Source organism: Streptococcus sp. V919 (genome assembly GCF_054353475.1).
Genome location: NZ_JBTHHY010000001.1, coordinates 16,500 through 38,288, shown reverse-complemented (window position 1 = coordinate 38,288; position 21,789 = coordinate 16,500). Strand labels below are relative to the sequence as shown.

The 21,789-nt window shown below is 40.4% G+C and carries 19 protein-coding genes, 1 pseudogene and 1 other annotated feature; of the genes and pseudogenes, 3 read left to right on the top strand and 17 right to left on the bottom strand.

The genetic code is table 11. The annotated features are described in order from the left end of the window. The first annotated feature begins 45 nt into the window (after positions 1-45). A complete protein-coding gene (locus ACXYSK_RS00270) occupies positions 46-1,011 on the top strand; it encodes an aromatic acid exporter family protein (protein ID WP_458624633.1) in 966 nt (321 codons plus the stop codon). A 128-nt stretch (positions 1,012-1,139) separates the two neighbouring features. Here the strand turns inward: ACXYSK_RS00270 and ACXYSK_RS00265 are convergent, their stop codons facing one another. The 3 genes from ACXYSK_RS00265 to typA all read right to left on the bottom strand — a co-directional run bounded on the left by ACXYSK_RS00265 (position 1,140) and on the right by typA (position 8,540). After that, entirely contained in the window at positions 1,140-6,236 is a 5,097-nt protein-coding gene (locus ACXYSK_RS00265; protein WP_458624632.1) for a G5 domain-containing protein, read from the bottom strand. A 197-nt stretch (positions 6,237-6,433) separates the two neighbouring features. Beyond that, positions 6,434-6,679 (bottom strand): DUF3165 family protein, encoded by a 246-nt coding sequence (locus ACXYSK_RS00260; RefSeq protein WP_458624631.1) that lies wholly within the window; start codon positions 6,677-6,679, stop codon positions 6,434-6,436. A gap of 19 nt (positions 6,680-6,698) precedes the next feature. Further along, entirely contained in the window at positions 6,699-8,540 is a 1,842-nt protein-coding gene (gene typA / locus ACXYSK_RS00255; RefSeq protein ID WP_458624630.1) for a translational GTPase TypA, read from the bottom strand. Between the two features lie 159 nt (positions 8,541-8,699). Here typA and ACXYSK_RS00250 point away from each other — a divergent pair, with 159 nt between their 5' ends. Next, a complete protein-coding gene (locus tag ACXYSK_RS00250) occupies positions 8,700-9,425 on the top strand; it encodes a pseudouridine synthase (protein WP_458624629.1) in 726 nt (241 codons plus the stop codon). 34 nt (positions 9,426-9,459) lie between these two features. Here ACXYSK_RS00250 and ACXYSK_RS00245 read toward each other — a convergent pair whose 3' ends face one another. From ACXYSK_RS00245 to ACXYSK_RS00210, 8 genes and pseudogenes are all read right to left on the bottom strand, one after another. Further along, complete coding sequence (locus ACXYSK_RS00245) at positions 9,460-9,711, bottom strand: hypothetical protein (RefSeq protein ID WP_458624628.1); 252 nt, start codon at positions 9,709-9,711, stop codon at positions 9,460-9,462. 183 nt (positions 9,712-9,894) lie between these two features. Then, on the bottom strand, positions 9,895-10,122 hold the full coding sequence (locus ACXYSK_RS00240; protein ID WP_070888421.1) for a hypothetical protein: 228 nt from the start codon (positions 10,120-10,122) through the stop codon (positions 9,895-9,897). Positions 10,123-10,212: 90 nt separating this feature from the next. Next, the gene (locus ACXYSK_RS00235) at positions 10,213-10,593 is read right to left on the bottom strand and encodes a rhodanese-like domain-containing protein (protein ID WP_045615282.1); all 381 of its coding nucleotides are present in this window, start codon (positions 10,591-10,593) and stop codon (positions 10,213-10,215) included. 5 nt (positions 10,594-10,598) lie between these two features. Next, complete coding sequence (locus ACXYSK_RS00230) at positions 10,599-10,823, bottom strand: YqgQ family protein (RefSeq protein WP_000646475.1); 225 nt, start codon at positions 10,821-10,823, stop codon at positions 10,599-10,601. A 49-nt stretch (positions 10,824-10,872) separates the two neighbouring features. Next, complete coding sequence (locus ACXYSK_RS00225; protein ID WP_458624627.1) at positions 10,873-11,340, bottom strand: ECF transporter S component; 468 nt, start codon at positions 11,338-11,340, stop codon at positions 10,873-10,875. Then, positions 11,318-12,091: a bifunctional hydroxymethylpyrimidine kinase/phosphomethylpyrimidine kinase gene (locus ACXYSK_RS00220; protein ID WP_458624626.1), complete on the bottom strand. Its 774-nt coding sequence runs from the start codon at positions 12,089-12,091 to the stop codon at positions 11,318-11,320. The genes ACXYSK_RS00225 and ACXYSK_RS00220 overlap by 23 nt, the downstream gene beginning before the upstream one ends. After that, positions 12,081-12,830, bottom strand: coding sequence for a tRNA pseudouridine(38-40) synthase TruA (gene truA, locus ACXYSK_RS00215; protein ID WP_458624625.1), 750 nt, complete (start codon positions 12,828-12,830; stop codon positions 12,081-12,083). Before truA ends, ACXYSK_RS00220 begins: the two co-directional genes overlap by 11 nt. 85 nt (positions 12,831-12,915) lie before the next feature. Continuing rightward, positions 12,916-13,370: pseudogene (locus tag ACXYSK_RS00210) on the bottom strand (GNAT family N-acetyltransferase). A gap of 70 nt (positions 13,371-13,440) precedes the next feature. On the opposite strand from ACXYSK_RS00210, the gene ACXYSK_RS00205 reads away from it, so the two are divergent. Then, complete coding sequence (locus tag ACXYSK_RS00205) at positions 13,441-14,103, top strand: prepilin peptidase (RefSeq protein ID WP_458624624.1); 663 nt, start codon at positions 13,441-13,443, stop codon at positions 14,101-14,103. Positions 14,104-14,144: 41 nt separating this feature from the next. Here ACXYSK_RS00205 and ACXYSK_RS00200 read toward each other — a convergent pair whose 3' ends face one another. From ACXYSK_RS00200 to ACXYSK_RS00175, 6 genes are all read right to left on the bottom strand, one after another. Further along, the gene (locus tag ACXYSK_RS00200; protein ID WP_458624623.1) at positions 14,145-14,495 is read right to left on the bottom strand and encodes a glutamine amidotransferase-related protein; all 351 of its coding nucleotides are present in this window, start codon (positions 14,493-14,495) and stop codon (positions 14,145-14,147) included. A gap of 27 nt (positions 14,496-14,522) precedes the next feature. Further along, entirely contained in the window at positions 14,523-15,704 is a 1,182-nt protein-coding gene (gene trpB / locus ACXYSK_RS00195) for a tryptophan synthase subunit beta (RefSeq protein WP_458624622.1), read from the bottom strand. A gap of 63 nt (positions 15,705-15,767) precedes the next feature. Next, positions 15,768-15,992: a binding site (T-box leader), on the bottom strand. Between the two features lie 66 nt (positions 15,993-16,058). Next, on the bottom strand, positions 16,059-17,285 hold the full coding sequence (locus ACXYSK_RS00190; RefSeq protein ID WP_458624621.1) for a DegT/DnrJ/EryC1/StrS family aminotransferase: 1,227 nt from the start codon (positions 17,283-17,285) through the stop codon (positions 16,059-16,061). A gap of 38 nt (positions 17,286-17,323) precedes the next feature. Continuing rightward, positions 17,324-18,016: a sugar transferase gene (locus ACXYSK_RS00185; RefSeq protein WP_458624620.1), complete on the bottom strand. Its 693-nt coding sequence runs from the start codon at positions 18,014-18,016 to the stop codon at positions 17,324-17,326. Between the two features lie 105 nt (positions 18,017-18,121). Further along, positions 18,122-19,864 (bottom strand): ABC transporter ATP-binding protein, encoded by a 1,743-nt coding sequence (locus tag ACXYSK_RS00180; protein ID WP_458624619.1) that lies wholly within the window; start codon positions 19,862-19,864, stop codon positions 18,122-18,124. Further along, positions 19,854-21,599, bottom strand: coding sequence for an ABC transporter ATP-binding protein (locus ACXYSK_RS00175; RefSeq protein WP_458624618.1), 1,746 nt, complete (start codon positions 21,597-21,599; stop codon positions 19,854-19,856). The genes ACXYSK_RS00180 and ACXYSK_RS00175 overlap by 11 nt, the downstream gene beginning before the upstream one ends. Between the last annotated feature and the right edge of the window lie 190 nt (positions 21,600-21,789).

The following is a 21,789-nucleotide window of genomic DNA, read 5'->3' as shown; positions in this document are numbered from 1 at the left end:
ACCGACCATTAAAATATTAAATCATTTATCTCAAGGAAGTATTCTATGTCTATCACACAACGTACTTTGAAACTAGTCCTAGCAACCTGTTTCGCTTGTTTGCTAGCCTACTTTTTTGATTTATCATCTGCTGTATCAGCTGGTATCATTGCTATTTTGAGCCTTTCAGACACTCGAAGAAGCACTATCAAACTAGCTCGAAATCGCCTTTTCTCAACTCTCCTTGCACTACTGGTTGGTGTCATAGCATTCCAACTGACTGGATATCAGATCTGGAGTTTTGGACTGTACTTAGCAATCTATGTTCCCCTGGCCTATAAACTAGGTTGGGAAATCGGTATTACCCCTAGTAGCGTCTTGGTCAGCCATCTCTTAATCCAGCAATCAACCTCACCAGAACTTTTAGTGAACGAACTACTACTATTTCTAATCGGTACTGGCTTTGCACTGTTGGTCAATCTCTATATGTCTTCGCGTGAAAAAGAAATCCAACGCTATCATATTCTTGTTGAAGACAAACTCAGAAATATCCTTCTACGCCTAGCTTACTATCTAAAAAGAGGAGACGGTCGTAATCAAGCACAACTCGTAAATGAACTTGACCAGCTGCTTGAGGAGGCGCTTAAACTGGTTTACCTCGACCACTCTGATCATCTCTTTCATCAGACAGATTATCATATTCATTACTTTGAAATGCGACAAAGGCAAACTCGTATCTTGAGAAATATGGCTCAACAGATTAATACTTGCCAATTAGCCGCAAGTGAGAGCCTTATTGTCGCACAGCTCTTTTCAAAGACAGCTAGTCAGCTGAGTCAAACTAATCCAGCCTACGATTTATTGAATGATATCGAGAGCTACCTACAGGTATTTCGCAATCGTAGCCTTCCGAAAACTAGAGAAGAGTTTGAGACACGGGCGACTCTCTTGCAACTCTTCCGTGAATTAGAACACTTTATCCAGATAAAAGTCGATTTCTACCAGCGATATTCAAAAAACAAAAAGAGATAATTGTACAGATAAAAAACACCTTTCGGACTATAGAGACTTGCAGTCCGAAAGGTGTTTTTCTTGTCTTATTAAGTACTCAAAACTACTTAGAAAAATGATTCTGATCCGGTTGAAATTTATCTCAGCTATCAAGATTTATAGATCGATTCTTTAAATTCATTTGATTCCTTAAGATAAGCTTTGTAAATGGCTTTTTTCAACTTCTGTACCGGAGTTTCAATAAAGCGATATTGTTTCGCACTTGTGTTACCAGCTTTAATCTCAGCAAGTTCTTCTTTTACCGCTTCTGCCATTAACTGCTTCATTCTTTCTGGGCTAGCAATCACTTCCTTCTTGCCTTTGTAGTCAATCGTTATCGGTTTTAACTTGTTCAGGTTATTGATTCGTTCATTGACTTGTTCTTTCTTAAATTGAGCATAGCTTTTTCCAGCTAAAATCTTATCAAAGATATATTTGTCCGACAATGGACGATTGGCTTTCTCAGCATCTTTCTTGTATTGATTCGACACATAAGGGACGAAACCTTCGTAGTAACCAAGTCCTGCCATTAACTCAAAGGCTTGTTTTCTAAAGCTAATATCACCACTCATTCCTTTATCATTTTGATTAACACCATAAATCGTATCAAACATATCGACCGTGTAATAGCCATTGGCATCTACTTTCCCAGTTGCTGTTAGCCCTTTAATAATATAGCGATTTACCACGATATGATTATCAATCAAACTATTGATGTCCGTCAACTTACTTGCGTCTACCTCCGTCAAAGCCTTAATTTCCTCACTCTGATGAGTCGGTTGGGCAGATGGATTGTCGTAAGAAACTGGAGTTCTAGAACCTGAAGTTGGACTTGGCAAGAGCTGTTTGAAGTAGATTGCTTTTTCAGCTGCTGACAATCCTCGACTAGCCTCAGCTTCCAAATAATCTAAACTATAAAGTACATCAAAACTACCATGCATGTATTCTTTCAAATCTGCAGCAGATTTAAAGCGATCCGGTTTCTTATTGTAGAAACTATCTTTCTTACTTTCATCAAAGACAAAATTCAAGTTAAAGTATGTATCAGTTTCAGGTGTATAAGAATTTTCAAAGATTCCACGAGCATAGAACTCTGCTCCCGTACCATCTCGTCGTCCATGGTTGTTAAAGAGTACTGTACGATCCAACAAGTGAGTCATTTCATGAGAGTAGGTTGCTGAACCACGATCATCTAAAACTCTATCAATAAAGTAACGCACACCAGAACCATTGGCTTCAGCTCCAACGGTTTGAGACGGAGAATACATACCTAACGGAGACATAAAGTCCTTGACTCCTTTATCAGCCTCTGGACCAAACTCCTTAGACCAAGTTTCCTTGATACCTGCATTTTGCTTGTTAGTATACTTTTTCATAGTATCCACAATCAAACGGTTGGTTATCAGTTTTGTTTGGTTCTCTTTTTTAGTAATTCTGTACAGGGAATCAACATAAGCTGCCTGACGATCCGCTGTTAACTCAACCAGAGCCCTCGCCTTTTCTAAATCAGCCTTGTATTGGGCAGGGTTACTTTTTGCAAGTGAAGAATCAATGTAGGTTCCGATATTTCCATAAGAAACAGTTGCCATATTTGTAATAGCATAAATACTTGGTTCTTTTATATTGACCAGACCTAAAAGAGTTGCCATATTATACTGTTTATGATGTGCAACTTGTTGTGGCTCAGTCCCATACTTGGCAGGATCAGAGGTCAATTTTGTATATAGAGCAACGTTTTCGTCAGGCTTCTCTTTTGATTTTTTCTCAATAACAATGGCCTTTGTAGCATCCTTCAACCAAGTATCACCATCCATATCTGTAAAGGTAGTCCGGTTGTAGTCAAGGAAGTCTTTCAATGTTCCTTTGTCAGTAATCTTCTCAAAATACTTTTCATAGGTATTAGGACTATTGACCAACTTCATCTCACTATAGTTCATGGAACCTAGATGCTTCAACCAATCTAAGGAAGTAACTTTTTTACCAAAAGAGCTTGGATTAAAGGCTAGAATATCGCGAATATTGGTCTTACCAAAATCAATATTGTAAAAACGATTGATATAAGTTAGACCTAAAAGAATTTTTTCTTTATTTGCTTCTAGTTCACTTTGGACTTTTGCCCTAGAATCTGGAGTATTTCCTAGTATGCTAAGGGTATGAGAAGCAATCTTTTTTAGATCTGAATCTAAGTTATTCTTTGTTTGTTCAAAAGTATCTTTAATCGATAATCTTTCAAGGTATTCTTTGCGCAGGACTTCTTTGACTTCTTCATCAGTGATAGCTGGATTTGTCTTTTTGAGTTCAATCTTCTTACTAATCACGTCACGCCCAAGGATGCTTGGTTTCAGAGCATTCACTAAGTATGTGTTAGTAAATAAATCTATCCCTTTCATATCTCGGCTTACTCGATTTGTATCAATCGCATTTTCTAGATCCTTGTTATCTGGGAGGAGATGTGGTTTATTTTCTTTGGTTCCTACCAGGATTACCTTCGGTTTCATAGCTTTCGTCTCAGCACTAGTTTCTTTATACGACAGTAATGCCCCAGTGTGAGTGTTCACTTCATAAACTCGAGTAGCCGTCAACTCTCCTGCTTGACCTGGGCTCTCAATTTTTTCAGTATCCTTGTCAAGTGATGGATCCTTTCGACGTTCTTCCTTGATCGGAATTGGAGTCACAATCTTTTCGACATTCCCAACTTTAATAACCTTATCAATTGGGGCCGTGGTTTGCTTCTGTTTATCTTTTTCAGTTACAAGACCTGACTGACTGTCAACTTTGTAACTAGTCATCGTTTTCTCACTACCTTCCTTCCCTGGAACAGACACTTTTTGAGTCTGGTAAGGTAGTGTAGAGTCTGCTTCAAAAACCGTCTTATTTGCAATAACCTTCGTTTCGATACTTGGTTTTATTCCTACAAGAATAATTTCATCTACCTTCTCAACCAAGGTTTTTGTAGTACTAGACTCTTTGATTGCACCGCTGACCTTATCTCTCGTATAGTTTGTAGTCGTTTCTAGCTTTCCATTAACGCCAGAAACTTTTGTTTTTCGGGTCCCAACTGCTAGAGTTTCATCTGCTTGGTAGATAATTTTATAAGGAACCGTTTGGGTTTCAATTTTTGGTTGGGGGAGTGGGAGAAGCTCTTTTTTTGTCCCGATAGCAATGATTTCCGGAATGGCTTCTGTCGTTAAAGTATTCGAAATAATCTTACGTTTTTCCTGACCATTAAGCGTGCTAACTTCGGTTAGGATGGTACGTTTCCCGTTGACACCTGCTTGAATTAGTTTAACTTGGTCTTCTGCCATATTCGGATCTTCTTGACGAATGGTCTTATACGGAACCACCTCTGTTGTTACTTCCAATTCTGGTTTCACTTCTACTAAACTTGGACTACCTTCTTGCGGAATAGCTGTCGCTTCCACCTTGCTACCAACTGCAATAATTTCTGAAACTGGTTCTTGAGTCACAGTATTTGAGCGAACTTCACGACTCTCCTTACCATCAACCCTTGTAACTTCTGTTAGAATCGTACGTTGCCCAACCACACCTGCTTGGATTATACGAGTCTCACCTTTTAGTAAATCCGGATCCTCTTGATGAAGAGTATTATAAGGTATCTCTTCTGTACTAGTTTCCAACTCTGGCTTCACTTCTACTAAACTTGGACTACCTTCTTGCGGAATAGCTGTCGCTTCCACCTTGCTACCAACTGCAATAATTTCTGAAACTGGTTCTTGAGTCACAGTATTTGAGCGAACTTCACGACTCTCCTTACCATCAACCCTTGTAACTTCTGTTAGAATCGTACGTTGCCCAACCACACCTGCTTGGATTATACGAGTTTCACCTTTTAATAAATCTGGGTCCTCTTGATGAAGAGTATTATAAGGTATCTCTTCTGTACTAGTTTCCAACTCAGGTTTCACTTCTACTAAATTTGGACTACCTTCTAGAGGAATTGATGTGGATTCCACCTTGCTACCAACTGCGATAATTTCTGAAACTGGTTCTTGAGTCACAGTATTTGATTTGACTTGACGGCTCTCCTTACCATCAACCCTTGTAACTTCTGTTAAGATGGTACGTTCTCCTACTACTCCTGCCTGGATAACTCGAGTTTGACCCTTAGGCAAATCTGGATCTTCTTGGTAGAGTCGATCAAAAGGAACTGACTCTGTGCTTGTTTCTAGCTCTGGTTTCACTTCCACCAAGCTTGGAGAACCTTCTAGAGGAATTGATGTGGATTCTACCTTAGTACCGACTGCAATAATTTCTGAAACTGGTTCTTGAGTCACAGTGTTTGAGCGAACTTCACGACTCTCCTTACCATTACCCCTTGTAACCTCTGTTAAGATGGTACGTTCTCCTGCGACTCCTGCTTGGATAACTTGCGTTTGTCCCTTCGGTAAGTTTGGATCTTCCTGACGAATGGTATCAAAAGGAATGGATTCCTTGCTAATTTCCAATTCCGGTTTCACCTCTACTAAACTTGGTTGACCCTGAGGAGGGATTGATGTAGACTCTTCAGAAGATGGTCGGCTTGGAGTTGCTGGAGTTTCAATTATACCTGGATGACTTGGAATTAAAGCTTGTTCAAGCAGACTTCCCTGAGTCGTTTTTGAAGGTGTGACTAGGCTTTGAGATATCTCTTCATTGCATCTTACAAAATAGTAACCCGTAAATTCATAACCTTCAATCTTTTCAGGTCTTGGCAAAAACTCCCCTTCTACCGTTTTAACGAGGGCTGGACGAAGCTCTACTAAGTTTTCTAGGGCAGAGACTGAGACTGCTGTTCCCCCAACTGCCAAAACTGTCACTAGAAAAAGACTTCTACCTTTTTTCTTCTTGATTAACGTTAACGAAACCAAAAGAATTCCCATTCCTAGTACTGGCACTAAAGGATTAGAAAAGAGTCCCGTATTGGGTAAGCTTGCAGCTGATTTACGATAAACGAAGTAATAGTCCTTACCCTCTTCTAGCTCGATTGTATTATCTTCAAACCACCGCAATTCTTCCTTTATTGCTTCAGGTAAATCTTTATCCTCAACATAATGAGAAACTAATTGTGGCTGTCTCTCCTGAGCTCCTACGATTTCAATCGGTGAGGTCGCAAAAAACAAACTCGTTCCTAATAAAACAGAACAAGTTCCTATTGCATATTTTCTTAAAGAAAAACGTTGCTTTTCCTTAAATAAATGTCGGTTCATATCAAACTCCAATCTTGTAATCGTTTTCTTTCATTATATCAAAAAACGTACTTCTATTCAAAAGATATAAAAAATAAATGAAATCGCCTCTTACCTAGTTATCTCGTGAAAACAAAAAGCAAAACCTGCATGAATCTGATTTTGCTTCAATCATTTTACATTTTGACTCTAATGGTGTAGAGGAATGAGGGTAAATCCTACCTCTTTTTAATCGATATTAAGGAAATATCTCTCAAACTAAAGTAAGTAAGAGCCAGCATTCCCAATGTAATAAATATTTCTGCTGGAAGTTGGAAAATCTGTAGGGCAGACAAGAGCAACAAGATTACGAGGGAAACAAGTCCAAAGACTAATATTACAACATTGACCGTCCCCTTGATACTTTGAGGTGTCGCAAATACATAGAGTAGTAATAAGAGTATCCCTATGATTAAATAGACCATCTTTATCTCTTTCTAGCTCTTATTCAGCTGATTTTTTCTTTTTGTTTGCTTTTTCGCGCTCTGCCTTATTCAAGATTTGTTTACGCAAACGGATTGATTCAGGTGTTACTTCCATGTATTCATCATCGTTCAAGAACTCAAGTGATTCTTCAAGCGTCAAGATACGAGGAGTTTTGATAACCGCTGTTTGGTCTTTAGTAGCTGAACGAACGTTGGTCATTTGTTTAGCTTTCGTGATGTTAACAGTCAAGTCATTTTCACGAGAGTTTTCACCGATGATCATTCCTTCGTAAACCTCAGTACCTGGGTTAACAAAGATGGTTCCACGTTCTTCGATAGACATGATTGAGTATGTTGTTGCCTTACCAGTATCGATAGAAACAAGGGCACCACGGTGACGTCCACCGATTTCCCCTGGAATCAATGGCAAGTATTGGTCGAAGGTATGGTTCATGATACCGTAACCACGAGTCATTGACAAGAACTCAGTTGAGTATCCAATCAAACCACGCGCAGGAACAAGGAAGACCAAACGAGTTTGACCGTTACCTGTTGCAACCATATCCAACATTTCACCTTTACGTTCAGAAAGACTTTGGATAACAGAGCCTTGGTATTCTTCTGGTGTGTCAATTTGCACGCGTTCAAACGGCTCACATTTAACACCATCGATTTCTTTGATGATAACTTCTGGACGAGATACTTGAAGTTCGTATCCTTCACGACGCATGGTTTCGATCAAGATAGACAAGTGCAATTCCCCACGTCCTGAAACGGTCCATTTATCTGGTGAGTCCGTTGGGTCTACACGAAGAGAAACGTCTGTTTGCAATTCTGCTTGAAGGCGCTCTTCAACCTTACGTGAAGTAACCCATTTCCCTTCACGACCAGCAAAAGGTGAGTTATTAACCAAGAAGGTCATTTGAAGGGTTGGCTCATCGATGTGAAGAACTGGAAGAGCTTCAATAGCATCTGTTGGAGTAATGGTTTCACCAACGAAGATATCTTCCATACCTGATACGGCAATCAAATCACCTGCTTTAGCTTCTTGGATTTCACGACGTTCCAAACCAAAGAAACCAAAGAGCTTCGTAACACGGAAGTTCTTCGTTGTGCCGTCTAGTTTAGAAAGGGTTACTTGGTCCCCAACTTTTACTGTACCACGGAAGATACGTCCGATACCGATACGTCCTACGAAGTCATTGTAGTCAAGAAGAGACACTTGGAATTGAAGCGGCTCATCTGAGTTATCAACTGGAGCTGGGATGTGATCGATAATGGTGTCAAAGATTGGCGCCATGGTCTTTTCTTGATCTGCTGGATCATCTGACAAGGAAGATGTTCCGTTGATCGCTGATGCATAAACAACTGGGAAGTCAAGTTGGTCATCATCCGCACCAAGCTCGATGAAGAGTTCCAAGACTTCGTCTACTACTTCTGCTGGACGAGCAGATGGCTTATCGATTTTGTTAACTACAACGATCGGCACAAGGTCTTGTTCCAAGGCTTTTTTCAATACGAAACGAGTCTGTGGCATGGTTCCTTCGTAAGCATCTACAACTAAAACAACACCATCAACCATTTTCATGATACGCTCAACTTCTCCACCGAAGTCCGCGTGTCCTGGTGTATCCATGATGTTGATACGAGTTCCGTTGTAGGCAACGGCTGTATTTTTAGCAAGGATGGTGATTCCACGCTCTTTTTCAATATCGTTTGAGTCCATTGCACGCTCAGCTAATTCTGTACGTGCATCAAGAGTTTCAGATTGTTTCAACAATTCGTCAACGAGGGTCGTTTTACCGTGGTCGACGTGGGCGATAATCGCGATATTACGGATATCTTCTCTTAATTTTGTCATGATTTCCTCTATTTATTTCAAATTTATTTTCTAACTGAACGATTATACCACAATTTTAAGCAAATGGCATAACTCAAGTAAGTGTAAATGTTTTCAAAAGAAAATTCATTCCTTCTCTTTTCTTTTCAAAAATCCTGACTTGTGATAAGATAGGCTGGTATGCGTTTAGATAATTTATTGGCCCAGGAAAAATTCAGTCGGAAAGCCATGAAACAAGCTCTTCTCAAAAAAGAAATCTTAGTAGATGGACAAGCTGCTACTTCCCTTGCACAAAATATAGATACTGGTCTTCAAGAGCTGATTTTTCAAGGTAGAAAAATCCAAGGATATGAGCACACCTATCTCATGCTCCATAAGCCAGGTGGTGTTGTAACTGCAAGTAAGGACAAAAAACTTCCAACTGTCATGGACCTCCTTCCTCAACATCTCCAGTCGGATCAGCTATACGCAATTGGTCGATTGGATAGAGATACGACAGGGCTGCTTCTTCTAACAGATAATGGCCCTCTAGGTTTTCAACTCCTTCATCCTCAATATCATGTCGATAAAACCTATCAAGTTGAGGTCAATGGACCACTGACTCCTAATCATATCCAAGAGTTTAACGATGGGATTGTCTTTCTTGATGGAACTGCCTGTAAACCTGCTCAGCTTGAAATTCTAGCCTCAAGTCCTAGCCACAGTAGAGCCACCATCAACATTTCTGAAGGAAAATTTCACCAGGTCAAGAAAATGTTCCTATCTGTCGGTGTCAAGGTCACTGCCCTCAAACGAGTTCAGTTCGGGGATTTTACATTAGATTCAAAGCTAGCAGAAGGTCAATATCGATCCTTGAATCAAGAGGAATTGAAAATCATTAAAAACTACTTAGAGAAAAGTGGATAAAACAAAAAAGCTTTAAAGATAAAGCTTTTTTGTTTTAATGAATTCCAGAAAGTTGTGAGATAAGAACGATACAGAAAATTGCAGAAATCATAATCCCTAACACAATCCCTAAAATAGAGAGAATTTTTTCTGTCTTATAGTCTAGTCCAGATTCTTTTTGATGTGAATGAGCCAAGGCCAAACCAAAAACACCAAAAATAATACTTAAAACTGGAAATCCAAAGGCAACTATAATAGATAGAATACTCAAAACAATTGGGGCTTTTTTCTTTTCTTCTGTATTCATATTATAAAAACTCCTTAAATTTATTACAGATTCATTATACCACACAAAGAGATTTTATCTAATGTGCAATAAATAACCTTTCCCTTGAGCCGGGAAATATTAGAAATGATTGATACCTACTTCGAGAAGATTGGGTAAAATAAAAAAGCTTTAAATATAAAGCTTTTTTTGTTAGAATCCTGATTAGTGCATCATCAAAACGACTCCTGCAATCCAGTTAAGGACTGAAATGACAATCCCTACGATATTGAGAATTTTTTCTGTTTTATAATTTAGTCCAGATTGATTTTGGTGTGAATTACCCAATACTAATCCAATGATACCCAAAATCAGACCTACGATTGGAGATAATAAACCAAGGACGATAGATAGGATACCTAAAACAAGCGATGCTTTTTTCTTTTCTTGCATAATAAAAACTCCTTAAAATTTATATAAATTATTATACCATAAAAAATCGGTATCTATATTAAACATATGTGACAAGTTTTTTTCACATTGTTAATTAGATTTCACCTTTCCTGTCCAAGAATCCAACCCATAAGAGAGGATATAGATTTCTGAGAAACCTTGTTTTTTCAAGAAAAGCGCTGCATTTGTGACACGTTGCGCACGTTGATTTTCATAGAGAAGAACAGGCTTATCCTTGCGAAGCGCTGCAAGACTTGTCTTCAATTGATTTGAAGGGATATTACGAGCTCCGAGGATATGTTTTCTGTGGAAGTCAGCTGGATCACGCAAGTCAATCAACTGACCTATACGAATCAAAGACTCAAACTCTGCATTGTCTACGATTTTCGCTGCTCGACGAATGCGAAGATAGTTGTATCCCATCCATGCCAACATCGCTACGACAAGTCCCCATAATACCCAAGTTACCATAATACTTAATCTCCATTTTTTTCTAAATAGTCTAATTCTAGTTTGTGCTCTCTACGAAGAACAGCTTCCGCTTCTAAATAATCCAGCTTGTCCATCAAGCCAGCATCATAAATTCGAGATAGTTCAATCTTCATTAGCTCAATATCATAGAGACGTTTTCCCATATAAACAATAATGCCGAACTGTTTGAGAAATTGTTGCACATCGTAGAGTGTTTTCATAGCTTTCATTTTAGCAAATTATCAGAGTTTTTTCAATAGTTCCCATGGAAGACTATTTTTACTGCTTACTAATTTTCTTGATACTCTGATATAGAAGATACCCAACAATCATTCCAACAAAATTCTGCAACAAATTATGAGGAATATCTGTCAGGGCTACCCCCCAACCTTTCATCCAAGAGGTCGCACATGCATATCCAGCTACCATGAGAAAAGTTGCCAAAACTAATCCAAGCCACCGCCATTTTCCTTTAAAACCTGCAAAGTAACCCTGCAAGCCATGGAAAAGCAAGCTGAAGAACATCCAATGAGGATAACCTGAGATTAGGTCAATAATGAAACCTCCTAGACCTCCGACAATAGCTCCTTCCCGTTTTCCATAATAAAAAGCAGTGAAGAAAACACCAGCATCTAAAAGAGTTAAAATTCCTGTTTGGGTTGGGATTTTGACAATATAACCTAAAACTACTGATAGGGCAGTCAGTATTGATAATAGGGCGATTTTACTTGTTTTGGTTTGCTTCATATTGTCTCACTCCATATTGATCTGCTTGTGCAATGGCACGGTAAACAAAGGCTTTAGAACTTTCAATTGCTGGCAAGAGTTCCTCTCCCTTGACTAACTGACTAGCAATGCTTGATGCAAAGGTACATCCTGCACCAGCATTTTGTCCTTGGATGACTGGATTTTCAAGGATTGTGTAATTTTCTCCGTCATAAAAGACATCCACAGCCTTATCCTGACTGAGGCGATTTCCACCCTTGATAATCACAGCTGGCGCACCCAAATCATGCAGTTTTTTGGCTGCAGTTTTCATGTCTTCCAGACTTTTAATCTTTTGGTCTGCAAGCAACTCTGCCTCAGGAAGATTCGGAGTAATCACTGATACATAAGGGAAAAAGCGAATCAACTCTTGACAGAGCTCACTGACTGCAACATCGTGCGTTTCCTTACAAACGAGAACAGGGTCCAAGACGACAGGAACTCCTGATCTTTCCTTAATGAAATTCAATGCTTTTTCAGCAACACCCACTGTCGGCAAGAGACCAATCTTAATCCCTCCAAAGTCTACACTTTTCAGGCTATTCAACTGTTGTTGGAAAATAGTCTCATCCGTCGGAAAGACTTCAAATCCATTGTCTGTCAAAGCGGTTAAACAAGTCATAGCTACAAAACCGTGCAGACCATTCAAAGTATAGGTGGCAAGGTCAGCAGCTAATCCACCACCACTAAAAATATCATTTCCTGAAAGTGCTAAAATACGATTATTCTTCATAACGAATCTCCTTCAAATACAAACCATTAGGCCCTGCAGTTGGTCCTGCCAACTGTCTATCCTTTTGCTCCAAGATGAGGTCAATCTGTTCAATCGGCATCCGATTGTTACCAATTTTCAGCAGGGTTCCGACCATATTTCGAATCTGCTTATAGAGGAAACCATTGCCAGAGAATGTAAAGGTCAAAAACTGCCCTGTTTCATCAACCCTAAGACTGGCTTCCGTGATCGTTCTTACCTTGTCTTCCACACTAGTACCTGATGCCGTAAAACCAGTAAAGTCATGTGTTCCCTCTAGTTTTTTTACAGCTTCTTGCATCCGCTCCACATCGAGTGGATAGGGATAATGAGTCGCATAATGGCGACGCATGGGATTTTTAGGACGCCCTCTATCTACGATAAACTCGTAGGTCTTGCTATGCTTGACATAACGGCAATGAAAATCGTCAGCCACTATCTCAATCGAAATCACATCGATATCTTCAGGACTTTGGGTATCGAGAGCAAAGCGAAGCTTTTCCTCATCCATCTGATAGGGAAGGTCAAAGTGGATGACCTGACCTAAAGCATGAACGCCACTGTCCGTTCGCCCAGCGCCATGAATGGTAATGGCTTGTCCTTTATTTAATTTGGTTAAAGTTTTTTCAATTTCCTCTTGGACACTACGCGCGTGAGGTTGCCGCTGGAAACCAGCAAAGGCGTGGCCATCATAGGAAATTACAGCTTTATATCTAGTCATGTATCTATTTTATCAAGAAAATTTCTCTGCAACAAGTTTGAGAATTAAAAATTGTAAGGGGACAGTTCCTAGTGTAATTTAGTTCTTATCTAGATTTTTTCATTCTGTATTTTCGTTCAGGAACTTCAATGGTTTGAATAATTCAAATCCCTCTTTGTGGTAGAGGTCTCTAGCTATTTGATTTGACTCAAAAACCGTTAGGGAAATACTCTCAATTTCTTCATTTTCAAATATTTCTTGAACGAAGCCTTGGAAAGCTTTTCGACCTAATCCTTTTCCCTGCTTCTGTGGAGCTATGAGAAATCTTCCAATATGAAGATTTTTATCTTCTAGTTTGATTTTCTGGATGATACCTACAAACTCTTCTCCAACAAAAATGGAAAAAATCCCTTCCATCTTTTGCAAGGATTGGGTAATCAAGGGATAAGACATCTTTGGTCCCATCCATTGCTTCTGGAAACTTTCTCCCAAAGCATTAGACCACTGACAAATGAGTTGGGCATTTTCTATCTGAAGTCCTTTTTCAAAGTGAATTTTCATATTTGCTACTATAACTTCTCCTATATCCAACTATTATACTCTTTCTCTTATTTTTTCCGAATAAATAAGTATGATTCATCTTTACTTTTTTCTTGTTGGAACGATTCTTGCTTCCTTTCTAGGTTTAGTCATCGATCGTTTCCCTGAGCAATCCATTGTTTTTCCTGCAAGTCACTGTGATTCTTGTCAGACTCGCTTGAGACCACTGGATTTGATTCCGATTATCTCTCAAGTAATTGGGCGCTTTCGTTGTCGCTACTGCAAGGTTCACTATCCCTTCTGGTATGCTTCCTTTGAGTTGTGCTTAGGACTGCTCTTTCTGGCTTTTTCTTGGGAAATTCTAACCTTAGGTCAAGTCATCCTGGTAACTGCCGGCTTAACTTTGGGAATTTATGACCTTCGTCATCAAGAATATCCCTTGATCGTCTGGCTAATTTTTCACTTAATCCTCATGATTTGCTCTAGTTGGAATCTAATCATGGCTTTCTTCTTGATTTTTGGAATCATTGCTCATTTCATCGATATCCGCATAGGAGCAGGTGATTTTCTCTTTCTTGCTTCTTGCACCCTTATTTTTAACCTAACTGAAATGTTGATTTTAATCCAATTTGCCTCCACAACCGGCATTCTAGCCTTTCTCCTGCTAAAGAAAAAGGAAAGACTTCCCTTCGTGCCTTTCCTATTGCTTGCTGCTTGTATGATTATTTTGGGTAAGCTTTTGCTTTTAGGATAGTCAGGCCCTCTATAAGGGCTTTTATTTTGTCGTCCTATTCCTTAGATAACCTTTTCAATGAAGTTTCGTATGGTTGATAGTCCATCTGGTGTCCCTATACTTTCTGGATGATATTGAAAGCCATAGATAGGGAGCTTCTTGTGTTGAAAACCCATGATAACCTGATCGTCTATCGTACGAGCGGTAACTTCAAAGTCTGCGGGTAATTCCTCCATTTTCCCAGCATCAGCTGGCCAACCAGGTCCAGGAGAAAAGACAAGAGCTCTTGCTTTTTCTGCTACTTGATAGAGACGAGGATCGTCGTTTCGCAAGACCTCAACAGGAGAAAAGGTTCCGATATATTGAGCTAGATTGTAGGTAAAAGAATCATAATTATCAATCAATAAAATCACAATTTTCTCCCTTTAATCTTGGAATGATTAGTTATTCTTTGCTTCAAGGTAGTCTGCAATAGCAGCTACGTCCTTGTCTCCACGACCAGAGACATTAATGATGATAATCTCATCTTTACTAAGTTTTGGTGCTCGTTTGACTGCTTCTGCGATAGCATGGGAGCTTTCAATAGCTGGGATAATTCCTTCAGTCTTGCTAAGTAAAAGCAAGGCTTGGACAGCTCCTTCATCAGTCGCTGCAACATATTCTACACGACCAGAGTCTTTAAAGAAGGCGTGTTCTGGTCCAACCCCTGGATAGTCTAAACCAGCAGAGATAGAGTAAACAGGTGCAACATTTCCATCTTCACCAAAGACTGCATAGGTCTTCATTCCATCGACAATTCCTACACTACCCTTGGTCATTGTTGCCGCGTGTTTGTCGGTATCTAAACCGTGACCAGCAGCTTCTACCCCAACCAATTTAACTTCTTCATCAGCTACATACTGTGAAAAGGCACCGATGGCATTAGAACCACCACCCACACAGGCAATGACGTAGTCTGGCAAACGTCCTTCTTTTTCCAAGATCTGACGTCGAGACTCTTCACTGATTACTTTTTGGAATTCATGAACAATCGTTGGGTAAGGGTGCGGACCTACAGCCGAACCTAAAACGTAGAAAGCATCAAGGTCGTTCATCCATGCTCCAAAGGCTGCATCAACCGCATCCTTCAGTGTACGAGTTCCCGTTTCAACTGAGTGAACAGTCGCTCCCATCATCTCCATACGGAAGACGTTGAGACGTTGACGTTCCACATCTTCTGCCCCCATGTAGACATCACATGCCATACCAAATTTGGCCGCCGCTGCAGCTGTCGCAACACCGTGCTGACCAGCTCCTGTCTCTGCAATCACACGTTTTTTACCCATGCGTTTAGCAAGAAGAATCTGTCCAAGGACATTGTTAAGTTTGTGTGACCCAAGGTGGTTAAGATCTTCACGTTTGAGATAAATCTTAGCCCCACCTAGATAATCCGTCAAACTTTCTGCAAAATAGAGCGGAGTCTCACGACCTGAATAATCCTTCAAGTAATGACGATATTCTGCCAAAAATTCTGGATCATCCTTGTATTTATCAAAAGTCACTTCCAACTCATCTAATAAAGCCTGAATTGGTTCTGGTACAAAACTACCACCAAATTGTCCAAAATAACCTTTAGTTGTCATAAATTTTTCCTCTTTTCCATTGTTCCAAAATATGAAAAAGCCCACACACGGAATTTACTTCCATGTGAGGGCGTTTGTAACGCGGTACCACCTCATTTGTAAAGAGAATATCCCCTTTACATCTCTGCCTTGTCTAACAACAAGTTGCACTGTAAGGTGTGCCTACCGAATTTTCATTGTTTCAAATTCACTTTTAAAATCAGCCCAATTTCACTAGTTCCAACCACCTGTTCACAGTAACCACAGGCTCCCTGAAGATTAAAAATAATTACTTTTCTGATTTGTTGAGTTAATTATATGTTATTGTTTTTTCTTTGTCAACCGTTTTCACTAATTTTTTACTAATTTTTTTAATTATTTTTGTGAAGCGCCTAGAACTTCTTCAGAAACTCTGACAAAAGTTTCAATGATATAATCTACTTCTTCATCCGTTAATTTGGTATGAAGCGGTAATGTAATCTCGTTTACAAAGTAGGCATAGGCCTTAGGATAGTTTGCCATTTCAAAGCCAAGATTCTTATAGGCTGTCAAAAGCGGAAGCGGTTTGTAGTGAACGTTACTTGCGATTCCAGCTTTGGCCAATTCTTGGATAATTTGATTGCGTTGTTCAAGACTAGCACCTTCTACATGGGTAACGTAAAGGTGACGACAAGATTCAACAGTATCTGTCTCATGCGCCAATGGGTAAATACGAGTTCCTGCAAATCCACGGTCATAGCGAGTTACGATTTCTTTACGACGTTGAAGCAAGCCAGGATAACGATCCAATTGTACCAAACCAATTGAAGCCATGATATCCGTCATGTTGCACTTGTAGGCAGGAGTTACGATATCGTATTCCCATGAACCTAATTGCATCTTGGCAAGCGCATCTTTTGTTTGACCATGAAGAGATAGGATTTGGAATTCCTTGTACATTTCTTCATCATCAATAGCTGGATTAGCTTTCCAAGTTGCACTTCCCCCTTCAGCAGTTGTGAAGTTCTTGACTGCGTGGAAAGAGAAGGACGTAAAGTCTGCAATGGAACCAGCTGGTTGCCCTTTGTATGTTGAACCCAAAGCATGGGCGCTATCTGAGACAACAACGATACGGTTAAAGACTTTTTGCCACTTGCTAGTAGCTGTAAAGAGGTCACGTTTCTTCTCAACAACTTGGAACAAACGGTCATAGTCACAGACAATCCCTGCAAGTTCAACTGGGATGATAACCTTTGTCTTCTCAGTAATTGCTTGCTCAAGCTTGTCATAGTCCATTTCAAAGGTATCACCTTGGATATCAACCATAACTGGTGTAGCACCTACGTGAGTGATAACGCTACATGATGCTGTATAAGTCATAGCCGGAACGATAACTTCATCGCCAGGACCCACTTCAAGCACGCGCAAGATTAATTCAAGAGCTGCTGTTGCAGAGTTGAGGCAGACTGTCTTAGGTGTCTGAGTATAGGCAGATAGACGACGCTCCAATTCTTTTGTCTTTGGACCTGTTGTAATCCAACCAGAACGGAGGGTATCTGCTACTTCAGCAATTTCAGCTTCGGTAATATCAGGTGGTGAAAATGGAATATTATACTTTGTCATTGTTTTACTCCTTTGATCGGTTTCAATCTTGCGACTACTTATTTTAAAACTTCAACTACAGTCTGGAACATGATCTTAATATCCCCGAAGAAATTAAAATCACGTAGGTAGGCTAGATTATAGTGCATCTTTTCTGGTAGAACTCTTTCGACATAAGCTTGGTCGACCGTCATACCTTTTGCAGTCATTTGACTGATAATGGCATCCTCGTCCTTATAGTTAATGCTGGCAAGCGATGTAATCCCAGCAGGCAAGAGCAAGGTAGCCATCATTTCAGGGCTATACTGCTCTGTGTAGCGTGGTACTTCTGGACGAGTTCCCACAAAGGACATCTCTCCTTTGAGAACATTGACCAATTGCGGAAGTTCATCCAAACGAACACGGCGAATGAAATTTCCAACCTTGGTGATGCGGCTGTCATTCGCAGAAGTTACTAGACTTCCTTTCTTGTCCGCATCGGCCACCATGGTCCTGAATTTCCAAATCTTGAAATGTCGGTTGTACTGGGTTACCCGCACTTGCTTGTAAATGACTGGGCCCTTGCTATCTAGCTTGATCCAAATACTTAGAATCAGAAATACGGGTGAAGTCAAGATTAACAAGACCAAGGCTAGAAACAAGTCTAGACAACGCTTGAGAATCAGTGAACCTTTTCTTCCAGAGACGAGCTGGTAGTATGGTTTCACCTCGCTCAATTGCATCTCCTGAGGTAGTTCATCCCATTTCAGCATGCACATTCTCCTCTGTTTTTTAATATGTAATCTTTAAACATTCTACATTATACCACAAAATGAAAGAGGCGGTGCAAGAAATCTGTATTTTGAAGGAATTCTTCCCTAGGAAAGAGCACCTGCCTGCAAACTATACATCTTGTGATAGGTTCCTCCCAAGGCCAAAAGTTCCTCGTGTGTGCCGCTCTCGATAATTCGTCCCTTGTCTAGAACATAGATACAGTTGGCATCTTGGATAGTAGAGAGACGATGGGCAATGGCAATGGTGGTTCGACCCTGTCTCATCTTGGCTAGGGAATTTTGGACCAAGGCTTCTGTTTCAGAGTCGATATTGGCTGTCGCTTCATCCAAAATCAGAATTTTCGGTTGACTGGCAACGGTTCTAGCAAAGGCAAGAAGCTGACGTTGACCAGTAGAGAAACTCGAACCACGCTCAGACACAGGGGTATCATAGCCTAAAGGAAGATCTTGAATGAAGGAATCTGCATCCACAAACTCTGCTGCTGCCTTAACCTGGTCATCGCTGATATCTTGGTACATGGCGATATTGGACTTGATGGTCCCATGATAGAGGAAAGGTTCCTGTAGGACCAGACCGATATTTTTTCTCAACTCCTCTTGACTATACTTACGAATATCCACACCATCAAGTAAAACCCGACCAGACTGGAATTCATAAAAGCGCATAAGAACATTGATGATAGAGGATTTCCCAGAGCCAGTATGTCCGACAAAGGCGATGGTTTCACCTTTATTGACTGTAAAGGAAATATCATCTAGAATCTGGTGCTTCCCATCATAGGAGAAGGACACATGTTCAAAACGGATATTTCCTTCTTTAATCTCGGCTTGTCCATCTTCTTGGGCCGGTTCATAGTTAGTCTCATCGATAAGTGCAAAGACGCGACCTGCTGACACCATAGATGTCTGAAGGGTAGAAAAGTTTTGCGTTACCTCGATGAGGGGATCAAAGAGGCGATTGATGTACTGGATAAAAGCATACATGGTTCCTGCTGTTATCCCCAGATAAAGACCACGATAGCCAAAGTAAGCCATCAAAACCGCATACCCCAATAGCTTCAACAAGCTCATGGCCGGCCGTAAGAAGAGGGAATCTAGGGCAACCGAACGGTTAGCGTAGACCAGATGTTCCTGATTTATATCATCAAACTCTTCTTGCAGGCGCTTTTCTTGATTAAAGGCTTGAATGATGCGAATCCCTTCGATGTTTTCTGCAAGTTTACTGTTGATATCTGACAAGAGACTTCTGGTTTTTTCGATAACCTTGACCGATTTTTTACGGTAGAGATTGATCAAAAGGAAAATCAAGGGTAAAAAGAGTAGAACCAAAGCTGTCAGACGATAGTCCAGAACAAGCATGGTATAAAGGGTTGTCACAAAGATAAAGACTGCTGAGATAAAGCTGGATAAGATTCCTGAAAACATATCACTAATAGTCTCAGTATCATTGGTCAAACGCGAGACGATAGAACCAGCAGGCGTTTTATCAAAGTAAGACATGCCTAGCTTCTCCATATTGGCAAAGGCATCACGTCGAATATCTCTAACGATACTGTAGGACACGCGGGCAAAGAGGCGATTTCCCACATATTGGACAGTGGTTTGAAGAATGTAGAGACCATAGTAAACTAGCAAAACTGTAACAGCAAGCTGATTGAGATTGTTTAGATACTGGTCGATAAAGTGTGAAGCCACCAATGGAATAACGCTCTTAATAACAGTCGTCGCGAGGAGAAAAGCAAGGGCTAAAAATGTGAGGAGACTATAGGGCTTAAGATAAGACAACAAACGCTTCAATACAGCCCATTGTTCTTGTTTATTGCGCATCTTCTTCTCCTTTCATTTCTAACTGTTGAGACTGGTAGGTTTGTGCATACCAACCATCCAAGGCGAGTAAGTCTTCGTGTGTCCCTCGCTCAATGATACGACCATCCTGCATGACCAAAATCAAATCCGCATGAACAACTGCACTGAGACGATGGGCAGTGATAATGGTCGTTTTATCTCTGCGAGTTTCCTTGAGATTATCGATGATTGCGAACTCCGTCTTGGCGTCTACAGCTGACAAGGAATCATCTAAAATCAAGATATCAGGATTTAAAATCATAGCCCGACTCATAGCCAGACGTTGCTTTTGTCCACCAGATAGACTGACACCTTTTTCGCCGATAACCGTATCAAATCCCTGGGGCATGGCTTGAATGTCTTGATAGACTTGAGCCAGCTTAGTTGCTTTCTCTACTTCTGAGAAAGGTAGGTCGGGATTCCCAAAGCGGATATTATCTAGGATAGAGCTAGCAAAGAGAAATTGATCCTGTGGGACGTAACCCATCAAACTACGTAAGTCAGCTAGTCGATAGTCACGAATGTCATGGCCATTTAGATAAATAGCTCCTTGGTCAACATCATACTCACGTAGGAGCAACTTAATCAAAGCTGTTTTTCCTGAACCAGTTTGCCCAACCAAGCCTAGAGTTTGCCCTTTTTCGAGACTAAAATGAATATCTTTCAGCGTCTCCTCGTCTTCAAAGGCAAAACGATCAATAGCATAGTCCAAACGCCCATTTTCAATCCCGTCCAGTGGAGATTCTGGATCTTTGACAGGTGACTCTTGGGACAAGAGGCTCTCAATACGTTGGTAGGAAACTTTTCCTCTCTGAGTGATATTAAAGAGAAAACCAATCGCCATCAAAGGCCAGACCAGCATATCCAAGTAAGAGATAAAAGTGACCAGATTCCCGACAGTTACTTGTCCTGCTTGCACCATAAAGGCACCCACTAAGAGAGTTAAGGCATAAGAAGAACCAACAAAAAGCAGAACCATAGGGTCAAAGAGACTATCGTATTTCATGGTTTGCAGATTCTTTTGGAAGGTCAAATCATTAACTTCCTGAAAAGATGCCAATTCATCAGACTGATAGCCAAAGGACTTGGTTACCTTAATACCTGCTACAGACTCCTGAACCTTATTGTTGAGTTCAGAAAAGGCTGCTTGCGATTCCCCAAAAGCTTTATGGGTCTTTCTCCCCAGACGACTAGTCGCATAGGCCATAAATGGCAAAGGAAGAATGGCAACCAAGGTCATCTGCCAAGAAATACTAAAGAGCATGGTTAGTAAAGTCACCAAGGCTGTGATAGAAGCATCTACCGCAGACATAACACCACCACCGGCTAGACGAGTCAGAGCATTGATATCATTGGTTGCATGAGCCATCAAATCCCCTGTTCGATAATTCTGATAAAAAGCAGGCGACATTTTTGTAAAGTGTTCAAATAGTCTTGAACGCATGATTTGCCCAAGTCGATAGGAGGTTCCTAGGATATACATGCGCCAAACGTAACGCAGATAGTACATCCCGAAAGCTGCTAGCAGGAGATAAAAGAGATGAAGCAGGAGCTCATCCTGTGTTAATCGTCCCGAAGTGATGGCATCAATCACGCGCCCCATAACCATAGGTGGGATGAGGTTTAGTACAGAAACTAAGACCAGAGCTACAATTCCGACTAGGTAACGACGTTTTTCTAACTTAAAAAACCACCAAAGTTTTTGGATGATGGACATAATATTCCTTTCTAATAACAAATGGAAACCTGAGGCATGAACCCCAGGTTTTTCTTATTCATATGTGACGACACTCACTTGAACTTTGTCATACTCAGCGATAAAAATATTCATAGGAGTAAAATTTCATTTAATTTCAATCCTTTACATAAAATCAATCTTTATTATAAAGGAATGACCTTGATTTTTC